Annotated in this window: 18 protein-coding genes; 13 read left to right on the top strand and 5 right to left on the bottom strand. The window is 73.8% G+C overall.

Annotated elements, in window-relative coordinates:
- Window positions 1-318: 318 nt before the first annotated feature.
- The 3 genes from QSK21_RS04445 to QSK21_RS04435 all read left to right on the top strand — a co-directional run bounded on the left by QSK21_RS04445 (window position 319) and on the right by QSK21_RS04435 (window position 2,538).
- Entirely contained in the window at window positions 319-1,281 is a 963-nt protein-coding gene (locus QSK21_RS04445; protein WP_285693886.1) for an FKBP-type peptidyl-prolyl cis-trans isomerase, read from the top strand.
- A gap of 83 nt (window positions 1,282-1,364) precedes the next feature.
- Window positions 1,365-2,021, top strand: coding sequence for a helix-turn-helix transcriptional regulator (locus tag QSK21_RS04440; RefSeq protein WP_285693885.1), 657 nt, complete (start codon window positions 1,365-1,367; stop codon window positions 2,019-2,021).
- A gap of 31 nt (window positions 2,022-2,052) precedes the next feature.
- The gene (locus QSK21_RS04435) at window positions 2,053-2,538 is read left to right on the top strand and encodes a DUF3291 domain-containing protein (RefSeq protein WP_285693884.1); all 486 of its coding nucleotides are present in this window, start codon (window positions 2,053-2,055) and stop codon (window positions 2,536-2,538) included.
- 24 nt (window positions 2,539-2,562) lie between these two features.
- Here QSK21_RS04435 and QSK21_RS04430 read toward each other — a convergent pair whose 3' ends face one another.
- A complete protein-coding gene (locus QSK21_RS04430) occupies window positions 2,563-3,642 on the bottom strand; it encodes a DUF3866 family protein (RefSeq protein ID WP_285693883.1) in 1,080 nt (359 codons plus the stop codon).
- 160 nt (window positions 3,643-3,802) lie between these two features.
- Between QSK21_RS04430 and QSK21_RS04425 the strand changes: the two genes are divergently transcribed.
- The 6 genes from QSK21_RS04425 to QSK21_RS04400 all read left to right on the top strand — a co-directional run bounded on the left by QSK21_RS04425 (window position 3,803) and on the right by QSK21_RS04400 (window position 10,437).
- On the top strand, window positions 3,803-4,828 hold the full coding sequence (locus tag QSK21_RS04425) for a helix-turn-helix transcriptional regulator (protein ID WP_285693882.1): 1,026 nt from the start codon (window positions 3,803-3,805) through the stop codon (window positions 4,826-4,828).
- A complete protein-coding gene (locus QSK21_RS04420) occupies window positions 4,825-5,790 on the top strand; it encodes a helix-turn-helix transcriptional regulator (RefSeq protein ID WP_285693881.1) in 966 nt (321 codons plus the stop codon). Before QSK21_RS04425 ends, QSK21_RS04420 begins: the two co-directional genes overlap by 4 nt.
- Window positions 5,791-5,909: 119 nt before the next feature.
- Window positions 5,910-6,131 (top strand): hypothetical protein, encoded by a 222-nt coding sequence (locus QSK21_RS04415; RefSeq protein WP_285693880.1) that lies wholly within the window; start codon window positions 5,910-5,912, stop codon window positions 6,129-6,131.
- Window positions 6,132-6,168: 37 nt separating this feature from the next.
- Window positions 6,169-6,546, top strand: a complete 378-nt coding sequence (tatA, locus tag QSK21_RS04410; RefSeq protein ID WP_285693879.1) for a Sec-independent protein translocase subunit TatA — start codon at window positions 6,169-6,171, stop codon at window positions 6,544-6,546.
- 116 nt (window positions 6,547-6,662) lie between these two features.
- Window positions 6,663-7,526 (top strand): twin-arginine translocase subunit TatC, encoded by an 864-nt coding sequence (tatC, locus tag QSK21_RS04405; RefSeq protein ID WP_285693878.1) that lies wholly within the window; start codon window positions 6,663-6,665, stop codon window positions 7,524-7,526.
- Window positions 7,527-7,638: 112 nt separating this feature from the next.
- On the top strand, window positions 7,639-10,437 hold the full coding sequence (locus tag QSK21_RS04400) for a DEAD/DEAH box helicase (protein ID WP_285693877.1): 2,799 nt from the start codon (window positions 7,639-7,641) through the stop codon (window positions 10,435-10,437).
- On the opposite strand, the gene QSK21_RS04395 is transcribed toward QSK21_RS04400, so the two are convergent.
- The gene (locus QSK21_RS04395) at window positions 10,419-12,431 is read right to left on the bottom strand and encodes a bifunctional copper resistance protein CopD/cytochrome c oxidase assembly protein (protein WP_285693876.1); all 2,013 of its coding nucleotides are present in this window, start codon (window positions 12,429-12,431) and stop codon (window positions 10,419-10,421) included. The two genes, QSK21_RS04400 and QSK21_RS04395, sit on opposite strands and share 19 nt — an antisense overlap.
- A gap of 8 nt (window positions 12,432-12,439) precedes the next feature.
- Window positions 12,440-13,414, bottom strand: a complete 975-nt coding sequence (locus QSK21_RS04390) for a hypothetical protein (RefSeq protein WP_285693875.1) — start codon at window positions 13,412-13,414, stop codon at window positions 12,440-12,442.
- A 147-nt stretch (window positions 13,415-13,561) separates the two neighbouring features.
- On the opposite strand from QSK21_RS04390, the gene QSK21_RS04385 reads away from it, so the two are divergent.
- From QSK21_RS04385 to QSK21_RS04375, 3 genes are all read left to right on the top strand, one after another.
- A complete protein-coding gene (locus tag QSK21_RS04385) occupies window positions 13,562-13,885 on the top strand; it encodes a DUF2470 domain-containing protein (RefSeq protein ID WP_285693874.1) in 324 nt (107 codons plus the stop codon).
- A gap of 83 nt (window positions 13,886-13,968) precedes the next feature.
- Window positions 13,969-14,628 (top strand): biliverdin-producing heme oxygenase, encoded by a 660-nt coding sequence (locus tag QSK21_RS04380; protein ID WP_285693873.1) that lies wholly within the window; start codon window positions 13,969-13,971, stop codon window positions 14,626-14,628.
- Between the two features lie 134 nt (window positions 14,629-14,762).
- Window positions 14,763-14,960, top strand: coding sequence for a hypothetical protein (locus QSK21_RS04375; RefSeq protein ID WP_285693872.1), 198 nt, complete (start codon window positions 14,763-14,765; stop codon window positions 14,958-14,960).
- Window positions 14,961-15,010: 50 nt separating this feature from the next.
- Here the strand turns inward: QSK21_RS04375 and QSK21_RS04370 are convergent, their stop codons facing one another.
- The gene (locus QSK21_RS04370) at window positions 15,011-15,754 is read right to left on the bottom strand and encodes a Crp/Fnr family transcriptional regulator (protein ID WP_285693871.1); all 744 of its coding nucleotides are present in this window, start codon (window positions 15,752-15,754) and stop codon (window positions 15,011-15,013) included.
- Window positions 15,755-16,289: 535 nt separating this feature from the next.
- Window positions 16,290-17,213 (bottom strand): 5'-3' exonuclease, encoded by a 924-nt coding sequence (locus tag QSK21_RS04365; protein WP_285693870.1) that lies wholly within the window; start codon window positions 17,211-17,213, stop codon window positions 16,290-16,292.
- Window positions 17,214-17,372: 159 nt separating this feature from the next.
- On the opposite strand from QSK21_RS04365, the gene QSK21_RS04360 reads away from it, so the two are divergent.
- Window positions 17,373-18,497, top strand: a complete 1,125-nt coding sequence (locus tag QSK21_RS04360) for a M24 family metallopeptidase (RefSeq protein WP_285693869.1) — start codon at window positions 17,373-17,375, stop codon at window positions 18,495-18,497.
- Window positions 18,498-18,535: the final 38 nt, after the last annotated feature.

Below are 18,535 nucleotides of genomic sequence, written 5' to 3'. Positions count from 1 at the left end.
GCAGGAGAAGCGTCGTGATTTCACGGTGGATTGGGTGCATCTGAAGTTGAACGATCAGGCGCAGCGGACGGTGTTGTGCAAGGACCCGTTCCGTTCGGTGGACGAACGCGTCGACAAGCTCATCGCCGGGATGTGAGGCCGGCCGGTGGCCGGGACGGCGGAGTGAGGCTACCGGCGGGTCACAGGGGAGTAGGGTGAGCGCGCGGTTACGCTCGTGAGTCTCACGGCGTCCCCGTGACCGTCCCGCGGCGACCCGTGCCGTGTTCACGCAGGACCCACGCAGAACCGTGCAGACCCTGAAGGACCCGAAGGACCCGCATGCGCCGTCGACTCTCCTTTTCGCGCGCGACCCTGGTGCCCGCCCTCGCCGCCGTGTCCGCCGTGCTCGCCGTCCCGCTGCTGCTCGCCGGGGGCTGCTCGGGGTCGGACGAGGATGTGGAGGTCTCGGTCAAGGGGGCGTTCGGCTCCCGGCCGGAGGTGAGCTTCCCCGAGGAGGCGCCCGGCGCCGAGCTGGCGGTCAAGACGGTGGCCGGCGGCCGGGGCGCCGAGGCGCGCAAGGGCGACCTGGTCGTGGCCGACTACGTGGGGTACCGGTGGAACAAGGACGGCAGCAGGCTGCTCGCCAACAGCTACATCACCGGGCGTCCGGGGGCGTTCCCGACCGGACGGCTGGTGCCGGGGCTGGAGCGGGCGCTGGCGGGCGCGAAGGTCGGCAGCAGGGTCGTCGCCAAGATCCCCCCGAAGGACGGGTACGGCGACAGGGGCGCCATGCAGCACCAGGTCGGCGCCGGTGACACGCTGCTGTACGTCCTGGACGTGCGCGCGATCTACACCGGGTCGGCCGCGGCGCGGGGCCGGGCGCAGCCGCTGGACGATCCGCGGTTGCCGAAGGTCGGGGACGCGCGGCCCGGCCAGGGCCCGTCGGTGACCGTCCCGAAGACGGCGCCTCCCAGGTCGTTGCAGGTGCGCACGCTCATCGAGGGGCAGGGCGCGCCGGTCGCCAAGGGACGGCTGCTGGCGCTCCAGTACGTGGGTGTGTTCTGGCGGGACGGGAAGGCGTTCGAGTCGTCGTGGAAGGCGGGGCGGCCCTACGCGGCGACGATCGGGACCGGCCAGGTGATGAAGGGCTGGGACCAGGCGCTGGTGGGGCAGCGGGTGGGCAGCCGGCTGCTGCTGGTGGTGCCGCCGTCGCTCGGGTACGGGAAGCAGGGCCTGCCGCAGGCGGGCATCAAGGGCGACGACACCCTGGTCTTCGTCGTCGACATCCTCGGCGCCCATTGAGGCGCCTGTTCGGGTCCCCGCACAACGGCCCGCCGTCCTCGCGGCCTTCTAAAGCGCATGCCGGTTGTTCTTAGTATGGCCGGGTGGAGGACATCGAGGCGATCGCCGTGCTGCGGGATCCGGTGCGGCGGCGGCTGTACGAGTACGTGGGGGCGCAGGACCACGAGGTCAGCCGGAACGAGGCGGCCGAGGCCGCCGGTGTCCAGCGCACCCTGGCGGCGTTCCACCTGGACAGGCTGGTCGAGGCGGGGCTGCTGGAGACGGTGAGCCGCCGCCTGACGGGCCGGTCGGGGCCGGGCGCGGGCCGCCCGGCCAAGCTGTACCGGCGGTCGGGGGAGGAGCGCGGGGTGTCGGTGCCGCCGCGCGACTACCGGACGGCGGCGGGGCTGCTGGCGGAGGCGGCCGAGGCCGCGGGGCTGGACGCCGCGCTGGCGGACGCTGCGCGGCGGCACGGCGCGGAGCTGCGCGAGCAGGCCGGGGGTCCCTGCGGCGGCCTGGAGGAGGCTGCGGCGCTGCTGGAGCGGCGCGGTTACGAGCCGCGGATGGACGGCGGGGTGCTGCGCATGCGCAACTGCCCCTTCCACGCGCTGTCGGAGCGGTTCCCGCCGCTGGTGTGCGGGATGAACCTGGCGTTGCTGGAGGGGCTGCTGGGGGGCTCGGAGGCGGTGCGGGTGCGGATCGACGCGCGGCCGGGCTGGTGCTGCGTCGTGGCCGAGGCTTCTAAAAACAACAGGGATTGACATAGAGGGAAGGGCGTGGTGGGCTGGGCGCATGCCCGGTCACCTCTTCCATCTCGCCCAGTTCAACGTCGCGACCCTCCGGCTCCCGCTCGACCATCCCGAGATGGCGGGCTTCGTGGAGCTCCTGGGTCCCCTGAACGCGCTCGCCGACGGCACGCCCGGGTTCGTCTGGCGGCTGGTGGAGGAGGGCGCGCCCGACGCCACCGCGCTGCGTCCCGTCGGCGCCGACGTGATCGTCAACTTCTCGGTGTGGGAGGGACGCGAGGCGCTGTGGAACTACGTGTACCGCAGCGCGCACCTGGAGGCGCTGCGCCGCCGCCGCGAATGGTTCGAGCGGCACGTGGAGCCGCACCTGGTGCTGTGGTGGATCCCCGCCGGGCACATCCCCTCACTGGACGAGGGCGTCGAGCGCCTGGAACTGCTGCGCGCCGAGGGGCCCTCGCCGCGCGCGTTCACCTTCCGCGACTTCCACCCGCCACGGGACGCCGGCCGCGGCGGCGTCCTCACCACGTCATGATCTGAGGATGCTCGGGAACCCGCGTCACAGGAGGGTCGCGGTGTGGCGCCCGGCGGCGGCCGCGGTGAGGAAGTAGCAGAGGTCGGCGTCCAGGCGGCGTCCCATGGTGGACATCCGCACGCCCCACTCCTCCTCCGCCTCGCGCAGCTCCTGGTGCAGGCCCTCCACGGTGACCGGGACCAGGTCGTGGCGTTCGCCGAGCGTGGCCGCCTCCCCGGCGACCCGCGCGCCGAACGCGCCGCCCAGCTCCGGCACCACGATCTGCGCGCGGGCGAGCGCCACCCGGCCGTAGGCGGTGAGGCTGTGGTGGGACACCCCCTGGTGCCGTTCCCGGGCGTCCGCCTCGCTGACCCGCAGGGACCCCACCGGCCGTCCCGACAGCACGGCCGCCGCGTTCACCGCCTCCCCGGCCGACACCCCCGAGAACCCCCAAGTCGTGCCCGTCCCGAGGTTGCCGGGGCCCTGCGCGACCACGATCACCTCGGCGTCCAGCACCAGCCGGGCCGCCAGCAGCCCGCTGTGGACGGTCACCGCCTCCAGGTCGCCGCCGAACGCCTGCCCGGCGGTGACGGCCCCGGCCAGCACGCCCGCCTCGCGCAGCCGCGCGACCGACATCGAGAACCAGGCGGGCAGCGCGCCGCCGTCGGTCATCACGTACACCACGCGGGTGCCCGGACGGGCCGCCAGCAGCCCCGCCAGGATCGGCGGCAGCGCCGAGTGCAGATCCGCCACGATCACCGGCGTCCCGTCCAGGGAGTCGGCGTCGCGCAGCAGCGCGTGGTGCGGGGAGTCCTGCTCGTCGGCGCCCAGCACCGTGGCCTGCAACGGCGTGTAGCGGGCCTTCACCATGTGCCCCGGGCCCGCGGGATCGGGCGGGAGCCGGTCGGGCACGGCCACGACGATCGCGTACCCGCCGGTGCCCAGCCCCAGCGCCAAGGCCGTAGTGTTGAGCAGGACGGTGTCGCCGGGTTCGGGACGGCCCACCAGCGCCGGGTAGGCCAGAGCGCGGTGCGTCCCGTCGTCCCCGATCGTGACGTCCAGCTCGACCGCCCCCGGCCATTCCCGGCGGATACCCTCGACCGTGCCCTCGCGCCATCGGATCACAGGGAAACGGTAGCGTCCTGGGACGGTCCCGGGCGGGCGGTACGGCGGCCGCGCGGCACCAAAGATCGTGGAAAAGGACCGGGAGGACCCCGGGAAACGGGACAATCGGCTGAGGGCCCCGCCCGGGGCCCGCGGGCGGCGTGAAGGCGGGAGGTGGCACGTGTCGCGGCGCAAGACCGAGCGGCTGCTCAACCTGGTGGTGTGCCTGCTGGCCACACGGCGCTACCTGACCGCCGAGCAGATCCGGCGGGCCGTCCCCGGCTACCCCGACTCCGACGAGGCGTTCAAGCGGATGTTCGAGCGCGACAAGGAGGAGCTGCGGGAGCTGGGCGTCCCCCTGGAGGTGGGCAGCGACCAGCCGGGCGGCACCGGCGAGGAGATCGGGTACCGGATCCCGCCGCAGGCATACGAGCTGCCCGACATCCACCTGACCCCCGACGAGGCCGCGGTGCTCGGCCTGGCCGCGCGGGTGTGGCAGCGCGCCAGCATGGCCGACGCCGCCTCCGGCGCCCTGCTGAAGCTGCGCGCCGCCGGGGTCGAGACCGACCCGGTGGGCGCCGGGTCCGCCATGGCGATCGAGCCGCGCCTGGACACCGGCGAGCCCGCGTTCCCCGCGCTGTGGGAGGCGGTCCGCGACGGCCGCCCCGTCGCCTTCGACTACCAGGGCGTGGGCCGCACCGCCTCCGCCCGCCGGCACCTGGAGCCGTGGGGCGTGGTGAGCCGCCGCGGCCGCTGGTACGTGGTCGGGCACGACCGCGACCGCGGGCAGACCCGGGTGTTCCGGCTCAGCCGCATCACCGGCGAGGTGGTGCCCGACGGGCCGGCCGGATCCGTCACCGTCCCCGAGGGCGTGGACGTGCGCCGCATCGCCTTCGACTGGGAGGACCCGGTCAGCGAGCCGCGCCCCGCGACGGTGCGGCTGCGGGCCGGCGCCGCCCAGGGCCCCCGCCGCTGGGCCAAGGACGTGCGTCCCGTCGGCGACGGGACCTGGGACGAGGCCACCCTCACCTTCCGCGACACCGACCGCTTCGCGCCCTACCTGGCCAGGTTCGCCGACGACGTGGTCGTCCTGGACCCGCCCGACCTGCGCGACGCCGTCATCCAGCACCTCAAGGCAGCCCTCGCCGCCGGCAGCGGGCCGGGCGAGGACGGCCGCGACGACGAGCCCGAGATGAGCCCCACATGACCGCCAAGACCGCCGCCACCACCTCCACCGGCCGCCTCGCCCGGCTGCTGGCGCTGGTGCCGTACGTGGTGAACCGCGACTCGGTCGCGCTGGAGGAGGCCGCCGAGGCGTTCGGGATCACCCAGAAGCAGCTGATCGACGACCTCAACCTGCTGTGGTGCGTGGAACTGCGCGCCCCCGACCCCTACTGCCCGATCGACCTGTCCTACGAGGGCGGGGAGATCACCGTGACCGAGGCCGAGTCGATCGCCCGGCCCCTCCGGCTGAAGGTGGACGAGGCCAGCGCCCTGCTGGTGGCGCTGCGCATGCTCGCCGGCATCCCCGACCTGCAGGACCGTGACGCGCTCAGCCGCGTCATCGCCAAGCTGGAGAGCGCCGCCGGGGCCGCCGCCCAGGCCGCGGGCAAGGTCGCGGTGGAGGTCGACGCCCGCGGCGACACGCTGCGGCGGCTGCGTGAGGCCATCGGCGACGGCCGCCGCGTCCACCTGTCCTATTACGTGCCCGCCCGCGACGAGAACACCGAACGCGACGTGGACCCCATGCGGCTGCTGGTCGTGGAAGGCAACACCTACCTGGAAGGCTGGTGCCGCCGCGCCGAGGCCGTCCGCCTCTTCCGCCTCGACCGCATCACCGCGCTGCGCCGCCTGGACGTCCCCGCCCAGGTCCCCGCCGACGCCGAGCCCCGCGACGTCGACGCCGGGCTCTTCCGGCCCTCACCCGGCGACACTCCCGTCACCCTCGAACTCACCCCGCAAGGCCGCTGGGTCGCCGACTACTACCCCTGCGACGAGGTCACCGAACTGGGAGAAGGGCGCCTGCGGATCACACTGCGCACCCCCGACACCCGCTGGATCCGCGGCCTCGCGCTGCGCCTCGGCGACCAGGGCCGCGTCATCGCCCCCGCCGACCTCGCCGAAGACATCCGCGCCGACGCGGCCCGCGCCCTGAAGCTGTATTTCTAGGCTTCGGGGCGCGGGCCGCGACGCCTGGGTGCCGTTCGGGGCCGGGGTGACGGCTGGGATGGGGTGAGTGGCTGGTCGTGGGGGCGCGGGGTTCGGTGTTTTCGGATACCGTGGCTCGGGTGACATGGGGCGGGGTGTCGGTCGTGCTGGGCTTCGCGGGCCTGGCCGTCCTGGGCGTGTGCTCGTTCAGGGTGTACCTGGGGGTGCGGCGGCTCGCGCGTGAACTGGAGCGGGCCCGGAGGCGACTGCGGCCCCAACATCGCGAGCTGCGCGATGAACTGCACACGCTGCGGGAATCCCGTGAGGCACAACCGACCGATGACGGCGTACGATCGTCGTAACGCACCACCACGCACCACGCTGCTGAAGAGGACTCACATGCCGAACATCGGGACCCCCGAACTGCTGATCATCCTGCTGGTCGTCGTGCTGATCTTCGGGTCGGCCAAGCTGCCGCAGCTGGCGCGCTCCCTGGGCAAGTCCGCCCGCATCCTCAAGGCCGAGACCAAGGGCCTGCGCGAGGACGACGACAAGGACGACGGCAAGGCCGAGGCCGCGCCGGCGCCCGCCGTGCAGGACGTTCCGGCCGCCGACGCCCGTGAACGCGCCGCCCGGCTGCGCGAGGAGGCCGCCAGGCTGGAGCGCGAGGCCGGCGTCGACCAGGCCGCCCGGGTCCGCCGCCAGGGCGAGCTGCCCTCCGGCGAGCCGATCGAGGGCGTCCCGGTGTCGGACTACAAGGCCCGCAAGAGCTCCTGATCGGGTCCGGCCGGGCCGGCGTCCCCTGATCGGGGCGCTGCCGGCCTTCGGTCCGACCCCCCGCCTGCGAACGCGACCCCCTGCGACGAGACCGACCGGATCCAAGAGCTGCCACGATGAAGCTGACCACACCGCGGGCCGCCGACCCCGAGGGGCGCATGCCCCTGATGGACCACCTGCGGGAGCTGCGCAACCGCCTCCTGAAGGCGATGCTGGCCATCCTGGTCGGCACCGTCATCGGATGGATCCTCTTCGGCCCCGTCTGGGACTTCCTCAAGGAGCCCTACTGCGCCCTGGACGCCTCCAAGGACCTCAACGGCCACTGCTCCCTGGTGGTCAACGGGATCTTCTCCTCCTTCTTCCTCCGGCTGAAGATCGCCTTCATCCTCGGGCTGGTGATCTCCTCGCCGGTGTGGCTGTTCCAGCTGTGGGCGTTCGTCGCGCCCGGCCTGTACCGCAAAGAGCGCCGCTGGACGTACGTGTTCATGGGCGCGGCCATCCCGCTGTTCCTCGTCGGCACCGCGCTGGCCTACATCACCGTCGACAAGGGCCTGTCGATCTTCCTGGGGTTCGTGCCCGAGGACGTGGCCGCGCTGATCACCGTGGACCACTACCTCGGCTACGTGCTGGCCATGCTGCTGGTGTTCGGCCTGACCTTCGAGCTGCCCCTCTTCGTGGTGATCCTCAACCTGGCCGGAGTGCTCAGCTCCGCGCGGATCCGCCGCTCCCAGCGCATGATCGTGTTCGGGATCTTCGTGTTCGCGGCCGTCGCCACCCCCAGCGCCGACCCGTTCACCATGCTGGCCCTGGCCATGCCCACCGTCCTGCTGTTCGAGGTGTCGGCGCTGCTGGCCTTCCTCAACGACCGCCGCCGGGCCCGCCGCCCCGACCCCTACGAGGGCCTGTCCGACGACGAGGCGTCCCCACTGGACCTGGACGCCATCGACGCCGAGCTGGAAAAGGGCGAGACCTCACGCTGACCGCCCGAACCCGCCCGTCCCCAGGCCCTCCCGCCCCCATGGACCCCGTGCTGGTCCAGGTGGGCGAGCCCCGAATTGGGTATCGGGCCGTGACTGAACGTAGGCTCGAACCATGACCACGCCCGACACGCAGTCGGCAGCCGGGTCCCCGGCGCAGCGGTACTCCGCCTACCGCGCCCGCACCGCCGGGAACGGCCCCGCCCTCCTGGACTTCCGCACCCTGTACGACTTCGAGCTCGACCCGTTCCAGCTCGAGGCGTGCCGGGCGCTGGAGGGCGGCAGCGGCGTGCTGGTCGCCGCGCCCACCGGCTCCGGCAAGACCGTGGTGGGGGAGTTCGCCGTCCACCTGGCCCTCACCGGCGGCGGCAAATGCTTCTACACCACCCCCATCAAGGCGCTGTCCAACCAGAAGTACGCCGACCTGGTCGCCCGGTACGGGGCGGCGAAGGTGGGGCTGCTCACCGGCGACAACAGCGTCAACGGGGAGGCCCCGATCGTCGTGATGACGACCGAGGTGCTGCGCAACATGCTCTACGCCTCCTCGCCCACCCTGTCCGGGCTGGCGTACGTGGTCATGGACGAGGTGCACTACCTGGCCGACCGGTTCCGCGGCGCCGTCTGGGAAGAAGTGATCATCCACGTTCCCGACTCGGTGCGGATCGTGGCGCTGTCGGCGACCGTCAGCAACGCCGAGGAGTTCGGCGAGTGGCTGCAGGCCGTCCGCGGCGACACCGCCGTGATCGTCGACGAGCACCGGCCCGTCCCCCTGTTCCAGCACATGATGGTGGGCACGCGCCTGTACGACCTGTTCGTCGACACCGGTCCCGGGAAGGGCCGCGGCGGGAAGGGCGCCGACCGGCCCGCGCGGATCAACCCGCAGCTTCAGCGGATGGCCGTGGAGGAGGTCCGCCGCGCCAAGATCAACCAGGGGCGGCGGACGGGACGGCGCCGCGCGCCCCGCCCCACGCGGTTCCGGCCTCCCTCGCGTCCCGACGTGGTGGAACGGCTGGACCGGGCCGGGCTGCTGCCCGCCATCACCTTCGTGTTCTCCCGCGCCGGCTGCGACACCGCCGTCCTGCAGTGCCTCAACGCCAACCTGCGGCTCACCTCCAAGGAGGAGTCCGAGGAGATCCGCGCGCACGCCGAGCTGCGCACCGCCGACATCTCCCCCGACGACCTGCGCGTGCTGGGCTACGACGACTTCCTGGCCGGGCTGGAGCGCGGCATCGCCGCCCACCACGCCGGGATGCTGCCCACCTTCAAGGAGATCGTCGAGGAGCTGTTCACCCGCGGGCTGATCAAGGTGGTGTTCGCCACCGAGACGCTGGCGCTGGGCATCAACATGCCGGCCCGCACCGTCGTGATCGAGAAGCTGGACAAGTGGAACGGCGAGGCCCACGTCGACCTCACCCCCGGCGAGTACACCCAGCTCACGGGGCGCGCCGGGCGCCGCGGCATCGACGTGGAGGGGCACGCGGTGGTGCTGTGGACGCCCAGCGTCGACCCGGGCTCGGTCGCCGGGCTGGCCGGCGCCCGCACCTACCCGCTGAACTCCAGCTTCCGGCCGTCGTACAACATGGCCGTCAACCTCGTCGGCGCCGTCGGCGTCGAGCGCGCCCGCAACCTGCTGGAGGAGTCCTTCGCCCAGTTCCAGGCCGACCGTGCCGTCGTCGGGCTGGCCCGGCAGGTCCGCAAGAACGAGGAGGCTTTGGAGGGCTACGCCAAGGCCGCCGAATGCGACCGGGGCGACTTCATGGAGTACGCCGCGCTGCGCCGCCGCCTGTCCGACCGCGAGGCCGAGGTGTCGCGCGAGCGGTCCTCCTCCCGCCGCGCGGAGGCCGCCCGGTCCCTGGAGCACCTGCGGCCCGGCGACGTCATCCTGGTGCCGGCCGGGCGCCGCTCCGGCGCCGCCGTCGTCCTGGACCCGGGCCTGGGCCGCCGCTCCGACGGGCCCGCCCCGCTGGTGCTGACCGTGAACCGGTCCGTGCAGCGCCTGTCGGTGCAGGACTTCCCCCGTCCCGTGGACCCCGTCGAGCGCATCCGCATCCCCAAGTCCTTCAGCCCGCGCAACCCGCAGGCCCGCCGCGACCTGGCGTCCACGCTGCGCAACAAGCTGCCCGAGGACGTGCAGGAACGGGTGCGGGAACGGCGCCGCCACCGCGACACCCCCGCCACCGAGGACGAGGAGATCACGCGGCTGCGGGCCGAGCTGCGCGCCCACCCCGTGCACGGCTGCGCCGACCGCGAGAACCACGCCCGCTGGGCCGAACGCTACTTCCGCCTGGAACGCGAGACCGAGCAGTTGCGCCGCCGCGTCGAGGGACGGTCCCAGGTCATCGCCCGCACGTTCGACCGCGTGTGCGCCGTCCTGGAACAGCTCGGTTACCTGCGGGACGGCGCCGTCACCGACGAGGGACGCCGCCTGGGCCGCATCTACAACGAGCTGGACCTGCTCACCGCCGAGAGCCTGCGCGCCGGCCTGTGGGACACCCTCGATCCCGCCGAGCTGGCCGCGTGCGTGTCCGCGCTGGTGTACGAGTCGCGGCAGCCCGACGACGCGGCCCCGCCCAAGACCCCCACCGGGCCCACCCGCGACGCCCTGGCCGCCATGGTGCGGCTGTGGGGGGAGCTGGACGGCGTGGAGAAGGACAACCGCGTCTCCTTCCTGCGCGAACCCGACCTGGGGTTCGCCTGGACCGCCTACCGGTGGGCCAAGGGCCAGGACCTGGACGAGGTGCTGCTGGAGACCGACATGACCGCCGGTGACTTCGTCCGGGCCGTCAAGCAGCTCGTGGACCTGCTCGGGCAGGTCGCCGACGCCTCACCACCCGACTCCCACGTCCGCAGGACCGCCCGCAAGGCCATGGACGCGATGCGGCGCGGCGTCGTCGCCTACTCCTCGGTGAGCTGAGCCTCCACGGCCAGCGGGACGGCCCGGTGGACGGGCGGGCCGTCCCGCAGCCACCGGTTGGCCAGCGCGGCGATCACGGTCAGCGCGGCGATCACGCCGAGCGCCCACAGCAGCCCGCCGCCCAGCCGCTGGTCGGCCAGCGGCGACGACCCCCATGTACGGCCCAGGCGCGTGAACCACCCGGAAGCCAGCACCTCGCCCGAACCCAAGACCATCACGCCGAACACCGTGTGGAACGGCACCACCACCGCCGCCGCCAGCAGGAACCGCGCCCACGGCGGCGGGCGCCGCGGCAGCGGATCCACCCCCACCAGCGGCCACAGGTACGCCAGGCCCGCCACCACGAACACCGCCATCGCCGCCGAATGCACCGCGTGGTCGCGCAACGACGTCTCCAGCAGCGGGGAGAAGTAGAACCCGTGCAGCGACACCACGAACACCAGCGGAGCCACCACCGGATGGCACGCCGCCGCCACCGCCCGGCTGCGCAGCGCCGCCACCACAAGCTCACGCGCCGCCCGCCCGCCCTCGTCCGGCCGGCGCGGCAGGGCGCGCAGGACGAGCGTCACCGGAGCGCCCGCCAGCAGCAGCACCGGCACCAGCACGCTCAGCAGCAGATGCTGCACGACGTGCGCGCTGAACAGCACCATGCTGTAACGGGCCAGCCCCCCGGACGTGGCCACCAGCATCACCGCAAGCCCCCCGTACCACGCCACGACGCGCGGCACGGGCCAGGACCACCCGGCACGGCGCAACCGCCGCACCCAGGCCCCGTACAGGACGGCGCCGAGCAGCACCAGCGGCAGCAGCAGCGGATCCGGGCGCCAGTTCAGCAGGAACGCCTCCCAGGACGCCGGGCCCGGCAGCGGGAACCCCAGCTTCAGCGCCACCAGGTCCAGGGTGCCCTGCGGCACCTCGGGCGGAGGCGTCCGCGACAGGCCCGTGGCCAGCGCCATCGTCGCCGCCATCACCACCACCTCGACGGCGGCGATCCGCACGAACACCTCACGGCCGCGCCGATCCGACGGCGAGGCCCCCGGCCCCGGCACCGGACGCAGGCCGGGGACGCTCACCCGCCGGTGCCACCACCCGAACCCGCCCAGCGCCACCAGGGCCGCCGCCTTGGCCACCACCAGCGCCCCGTACCGGGACCCCACGTCGAACCCGCCCAGCCGCACCCACGCGTTCACCAGGCCGCTCACCGCCACCACGGCGAAGCAGGCCCCCGCCAGGGCGCTGTAGCGGGCCACCACCGCCGGGAACGACCCGGCACCGGTTCGATCAGGGTCGCGGCCCACCGCGACCAGCACCACCAGGCCGCCCACCCACAGGGCCGCGGCCAGCACATGCGCCACCAGGCTGTAGACGGCCCACGCGTGATACGCCATCGCCGTCGCGTGACCGGTGAACACCGGAGGCAGCACACCCGCCAGCGCCACCAGCAGCAGCCCGGCCGCTCCCGACGGCGTGGAGGTCGTCTGCGCCAGCACGGCCACCGCCACGGCCGCCAGCGCCACGAGCATCAGCGCCCGGCCCTGCGGCAGCTCCAGCAGGAACGTGCGCAGCATGTTGCCCGTCACGCCCGTGGTGACCGGCACGCCGAACAGGTCCGCCGCCGAGAACATCACCACGGCCAGCGCCGCCACCGCCCACGCCGCCGCCCACAGCGCCGCCGCCCGCAGATGGCGGCGCACCAGGGCGGCCGGGGCGTCCCCCGGCAGGAAGACCGCCGCCAGGAGCAGCCGGCCCGCCGCCACCGCCGAGCACAGATGCGCCGCCAATTCCGCGATGGCCAAGCCGCCCTTGGTCAGCGCCCCCGATCGCGTCAGCCCCGGCACCGCCTCCGCGCTGAACGCCCCGCCGAACCGCACCACCAGCGCCAGCACCACCAGCGAGGCCACCACCGCCCCCGCCCACGGAGCCGCCGGGCGTGCCGCACCGCCGGGTGCGGCCAAGGACGGGCCACGTCCGGTGCCCCGGGTGGTGTCGGTCACGTCTGCCCTCACGCGGATGGGGGAAAGGGGCCGTCCCTGCGCTGTACGGGCGGCACGCCCTGACCGTTCAAGCCACGGCCGTTGACACCCTGCCCATTCATGGGCTGCCCGTTGGAACCCTGCCCGTTCATGCCGGGGTCGGCCCACACCAGGCCGTACCGCTTCAGGAACCGCGTCAGTCCCACGCCCGCCTCGGAGAGCGTCCGCCCGGTGCCCCGGCACTCCTCGCACGGCACCACCTCGGGGCCCGTCGGGCGCGCCCTGATGTGCTCGTTGATGGCGCGGTCCAACGCCGACACGATCGCGGCGGGCGGCCCCTGGGGCTGCGGCGGGTTGCTGGCCGTGATCGGCACCGTGGGCTGCGGGCCCGTCGCGGGACGGGCCGGGCGGTTGTCGGGCACCGGCTTCGGGGGAGGGGGGCTCTCCTCCTCGTCCGGTAGCCGAGGCACCGGTTGCCTGCCCGCCCGCGCCACGAGCGCGCGCAACATGCCCTCGCCCGGGTCGATCTCCCCGTCGTAGAAGTCGTCGCCGTCGATGGGGTACGGGTCGGGCTCGTACCGGTCGTCGGGGTAACGGTCGTCGGGATACCGGTCGTCGGCGTACCAGTCGTCCTTGGAGGAGTCGCCGGGGTAGGGGTCGGTCTGTGACGGGCCGGGGGCGTAGGGCGCCGTCCGGTAGGGGTCGGTGTCGTAGGGGTCACGCTGGGACGGGCCGCCGTTGCCCCGATTCACCGCGCCGATCTCGGGCGGCGCGGAAGGGGCGGAAGGGGCTAGAGGGGCACCGTCCCCGGCGGGCATGGTCGCGGCGCGGCGGGCCGCCTCCACCACCCGTACCAGCTCGTCGGTCCGGGCACGCCACGCGCGCCATTCGCGGCTGCGCATGCGACCGGCGCCCCCGCACACGGGGCAGGGGCGTTCCAGCGCGCCCAGAAGCCGGACCCACAGGTCGCCTGCGGCGTCCCCGGTCCCGTCCGGCCCGGTCATCGAAGACCCGAACCCAAATCAAGCCCCCCATCGCCAGCCGAGAGTCGCGGGCCTGCCCCGTTGTACGGGCCGCGATCCGGGCAAGGTTCAATCGTGGATGCGCCCCTACCGTAAAGGGAGGGGCACGGGTGAGAGATGAGGACAAGTATGGGCGAGGGAGACTCCGCGGGCGACCCCTTCGGCGAGGAGGTGGTGCGTCAGATAGCGCGGCACATGAACGAGGACCACGCGCAGGACTGCCTCCTCATCTGCCGGGCCCTCGGCGGGCGCCCGGACGCGGGCAGGGCGCGGATGAGCGGCCTGGACGCCGACGGCATCGACTTCGTGGCCACCGTCGACGGCCACGACGTCCCCGTCCGGATCCCCTGGAGCCGGCGGCTCACCGAGCGCGCCCAGGTGCGGCACGAGGTCGTCCGCATGGCCACCGAGGCGCGGGAGTCGCTGGGCATCGCCGCGCCCGAGGGTCACTGAGATCACCGTGTTGTTTCCGACGCTCTGTCGGTAAAGTAGCCGACGGTGCGTCGGAAAAGCCGGACCGACAGGAGGGAGCCGCGATGAGCCGCCCCGGCCGGGGATTCGCCGCGGAACTGCGCGAGGCCACCTGGAGCGACCACGGCGACAACGAGGGCTCCCCGTACATGACCGCGCTGTTCGACGGCCGGCTGGGCCGCGAGGAGTACGCCGCGCTGGTCGCCCAGCTCCACCCCGTCTACGACCTGCTGGAACGGGCCGCCGACGCGATGGCCGCCGACCCGGTCGCCGGGCCGTTCATCATGGACGGGCTGCGCAGGCGCGAGGCCCTCGAAGCCGACCTGGCCTACCTGTACGGGCCCGCCTGGCGCGACCGGCTCACCACCGTGGAGGCCACGCGCCGCTACTGCGCACGGCTGCGCGAGGTCTGCTTCGGCTGGCCCGGCGGCTTCGTCGCCCACCACTACACCCGTTACCTGGGCGACCTGTCCGGCGGGCAGTACATCGGCGTGCAGGTCCGCAAGAATTTCGGGCTGGCCGCCGGGGACGACGGCGTCCGCTTCTACCGCTTCCCCGGCAAACCGAAGACCTACAAGGACCGCTACCGCGCCCTCCTGGACGACGCCCCCTGGGACCGGGCCGAACGCGCCCGGATCATCGCCGAGGTCAAGCGCGCCTACCGCCTCAACGCCGCCGTCACCGCCGACCTCGGCCGCGACCTGAGGATCGACCCGGCCGCCTGAGCCGCTCCGCTGCCGCCCGCCGTGGCGACGGTAATTGCCGCGCGTCCGGAAAAGAAGGCGTGGTTTGAAACGCCGCTCCGGGGACATCGGGCAGGGGCAACCGCGCACCACCTCGCGCAAGGGAGGTCCCCCCGATGCTCGCGATCCTCGCGGCGATCGTCTTCGGCCTGGCACTGCTGTTCGACCTGGCCGACGTCGCCACCGACCCGTTCGACTACCAGACCCTGGTCACGGTGGGGCTTCTGCTCATCGCGCTGCACCTGGCCGGGGTCGGCGGCAGCGCCGACTGGCGCGGGCGCGCGTGGAACCGCCGCCGCGCCACCCGCCGCTGACCCGCGGCCCGGCGGCCGGCCTCGTTCCGGGGCCGGCCGCCGGGCGGCGCTCAGGACGACGAGGGGTCGTCGGCGTAGGCGCGCAGCCGGGGCAGGTCGACCACGGTGACGCGACGCCATCCGGTGCGCACCAGGCCGCTCCGGCGCAGCGTGTTCAGCGCGCGGGCGACCGTCTCACGGGAGGCGTCCATCCAGCTTCCCAGCTCCTCCTGCGACAGCGGCGGCGCGATCTCGATGCTGCCGTCCGCGGAGGGCGGCACGTGCCGGGCCGACAGCTCGGCCAGGTTGGACAGCAGCAGCGCCAGCCGCTGCGCGCCTTTGGCCGCCACATGCGCCTGAAGGCGCCGGTCGGCGGCGTCGAGACGGTCCACGAAGGTGTTGCTGACCAGCCTCCACACCGCGGCGTTGGCGTCCAGGAACCCGGTGAAGCGCGCGGCCGGCACCACCAGGCCGCGTACCGGGCTCAGCGCCGTGACCGTCGCCGAACGGTGCCGGCCGCCCAGCACCGCGCTCTCGCAGACCAGGTCGCCGGGCCCGCGCACGGCGAGCACCACGTCGTGGCCGTCCTCGGTGGAGGAGGTCACCTTGGCCCAGCCGCTCTCGATGATGACGATGTGGTCGGACTGCTCGCCCTGGTAGCACAGCGGGCGCTTGGCCGCGTACAGGCGCGGGCGCGACACCTCGCGCAGCGCGGCGCGCTGCGCGTCGTCCAGGGCGTACCAGAATCCCTGCCGGCCGTTGGGGCCGTGTCCGTTGGGGCCGCTGTTGTACGGCGGTGCGTTCCTTTCCGTCACGGGTGGTCCGTTTCCTGGGCCCTCGGTGGAGGGCTCGCGGGTCGGGGCGAAACTGACTCCGGTGGCCTGGCGGCACGGCCCCCGGTCGGCCGGCGCGCGTCGCCCGGGGAATGCCGCCTATGCCGGGCAGGTCGGTCGTTGGGGCTGCGATCTGAGCCGGTGCCCGCGGCATTTGGGGGGAGTGGGGCGGTGAGGCCCAGTGCCGCGGGCACCGGCCCGCTCATGCGCAGGCCCCGGAAGGCGCCGCCGCGCCGGCCGGGGGCGAGGCGCGGGGCGTTCCGGTCGCCGCGCGTTCGTGTGATCCACATCTCCCAGGAAACCCGATATTGATCAGGATCGTGCGCCTCCACGAGCGGCCTGTCTGCGTCATCTGACACATTCACGACCTCTCCGTCCCCCTCCGCCCGGAATTCTCGGCGCCCGAGGGCCGGTCAGTGCCGCCCCGCGATCGCCCGGTGCCACCCCGTGACCGGCCCGGTGACCGCACCGGTGACAGCACCGTGACGTGTGCCGGGCGCGTGCGCACGGCGGCGGCTCAGGGCGCGGCCAGTGCGTTGAGCAGCCGGTTGACCGGGCCCGACAGCGCCCACTCGTCGGCCAGCGCCACCAGCGCCTCCGGGTCGCGCGGCGTGGAGGGCAGCCGGTCGTCCAGCTCCCGCAACGCCGGGTCGTCGATGTCGGTCACCACCCGCACCACCGTCCGCGCCGCCGCCAGATACTCGTGCGCCGCCTCCATCCGGCGGCGCGCGCCCGGCGGGAAGCCCTCCTGCGTGCCCGCCTCCAGCGCCTCCAGGATCCCCTCCAGCGACCCGAACCTGGTCACCAGCGCCGCGGCGGTCTTGTCGCCGATGCCCGGCACGCCCGGCAGCCCGTCGCTGGGATCACCGCGCAGCGTCGCGTAGTCGGCGTAGCCGCGGCCGGGGATGCCGTACTTGTCCGCGACCTCCTTCTCGCCCATCACTTGCAGGTTGCGGATGCCCCGCGCGGTGTACAGGACCTGGACGGGGCCGCGCTCGTCCACGAGCTGGAACAGGTCGCGGTCGCCGGTGACCACGTCGACCGGGCCGTGCCGCGCGCCCCGCACCGCCAGCGTGCCGATCACGTCGTCGGCCTCGTACCCGGCCACGCCGGCGATGGCCAGTCCGAACGCCTTCAGCACCGCGTCGATGAGCGGGAGCTGCGCCTCCAGCGCGTCCGGGGTCTGGTCGCCGCCGTCGGGCGCGACCCGGTGCGCCTTGTAGGACGGCAGCGCCGCGACCCGGAACGCCGGGCGCCAGTCGGCGTCCATGCAGCACACCAGCCGCTCGGGCCGGCGGTCCTGGACCAGCCGCGCGATCATGTCGACCAGGCCGCGCACCGCGTTCACCGGCGTCCCGTCGGGCGCGGTGACCGATTCGGGCACGCCGAAGAAGGCGCGGAAGTACAGCGACGGCGTGTCCAGCAGCATCAGCCCGCTCATGCCGCACATCGTCCCACGCCACCCCGTCATTTCGCGCCCGCCGCGGCATGCACGAGGATGCGGTGTGCGGACACCGGTACGACAGATGCACGCGAGAAAGAGTGCAGACGATGGCCGGACACGAACAGATACGACAGGTGCAGAGGACAGGAGACGGGTGTGACGACGGAGTTGTATCCGCGTGAGCGGGTCGCGCGCGTGCGGGAGGCGGCCGAGAAGGCGGGCCTGGACGCCCTGCTGCTGACGCCGGGCCCCGACCTGCGGTACGTGACCGGCTACGACGCGCGGGCGCTGGAGCGGCTGACCTGCCTGGCGGTCCCGGCGGGCGGCGAGCCGTTCCTGGTGGTGCCGCGCCTGGAGCTGCCCGCCGCGCAGGAGTCCCCGGCGGGCGCGCTCGGCGTGGAACTGGTGCCCTGGGACGAGACCGACGACCCCTACGCGCTGGTGGCCGCACGGCTCACCCAGGCCAAGGCCAGGGGGGAGCGGGCCAGGGTGGCGGTCGCCGACCGGATGTGGGCGGCGATGGCGCTGCGGTTCCGCGCGGCGCTGCCCGGCGCCGAGCAGGTCGCGGCCGGGGCTGTGATGCGGGAGCTGCGGATCCGCAAGAGCCCCGCCGAGGTCGCGGCCCTGCGCGAGGCGGGCGCGGCCATCGACCGGGTGCACAGGCGCGTCCCCGGGTTCCTCAAGCCCGGCCGCACGGAGAAGGAGGTGGCGCGCGACATCGCCGACGCCATCCTGGACGAGGGCCATGTGAGCGTCGACTTCGTCATCGTCGGGTCGGGACCCAACGGCGCCAACCCGCACGCCGAGCCCACCGACCGGACGATCCGTCCCGGCGAGCCGGTCGTGGTGGACATCGGCGGGACGATGCCCAGCGGCTACTGCTCCGACTCCACCCGCAACTACTGCGTGGGCACCCCGCCGGCCGACTACACCGCGTACTACGAGGTGCTGCGCGAGGCGCAGGAGGCGTCCTGCCAGGCGGTGCGGCCCGGTGTCACGCCCGAGGCGGTGGACGCCGCCGCCCGGGACCTCATCGCGGCCGCCGGGCACGGGGAGCACTTCTTCCACCGCACCGGGCACGGCATCGGCCTGGAGACCCACGAGGACCCCTACATCGTCGCGGGCAACACCGAGCCGCTGGAGCCCGGCATGGCCTTCTCCGTCGAACCGGGCATCTACGCGGGCCCGCACGGCGCCCGCATCGAGGACATCGTCGTGTGCACCGATAACGGCTTCGAGCGCATGAACGCCACCGAGCGCGGCGTCGTCATCGTCGGCTGACCCGGGCAGGGGGACGGGCGGCGCCTCGTGACGCGACC

The organism is Actinomadura sp. NBRC 104412 (assembly GCF_030269515.1).
GTDB lineage: Bacteria > Actinomycetota > Actinomycetes > Streptosporangiales > Streptosporangiaceae > Spirillospora.
The sequence above is the reverse complement of the archived record's forward strand: the minus strand, read 5'-3'. Positions and strand labels throughout refer to the sequence as shown.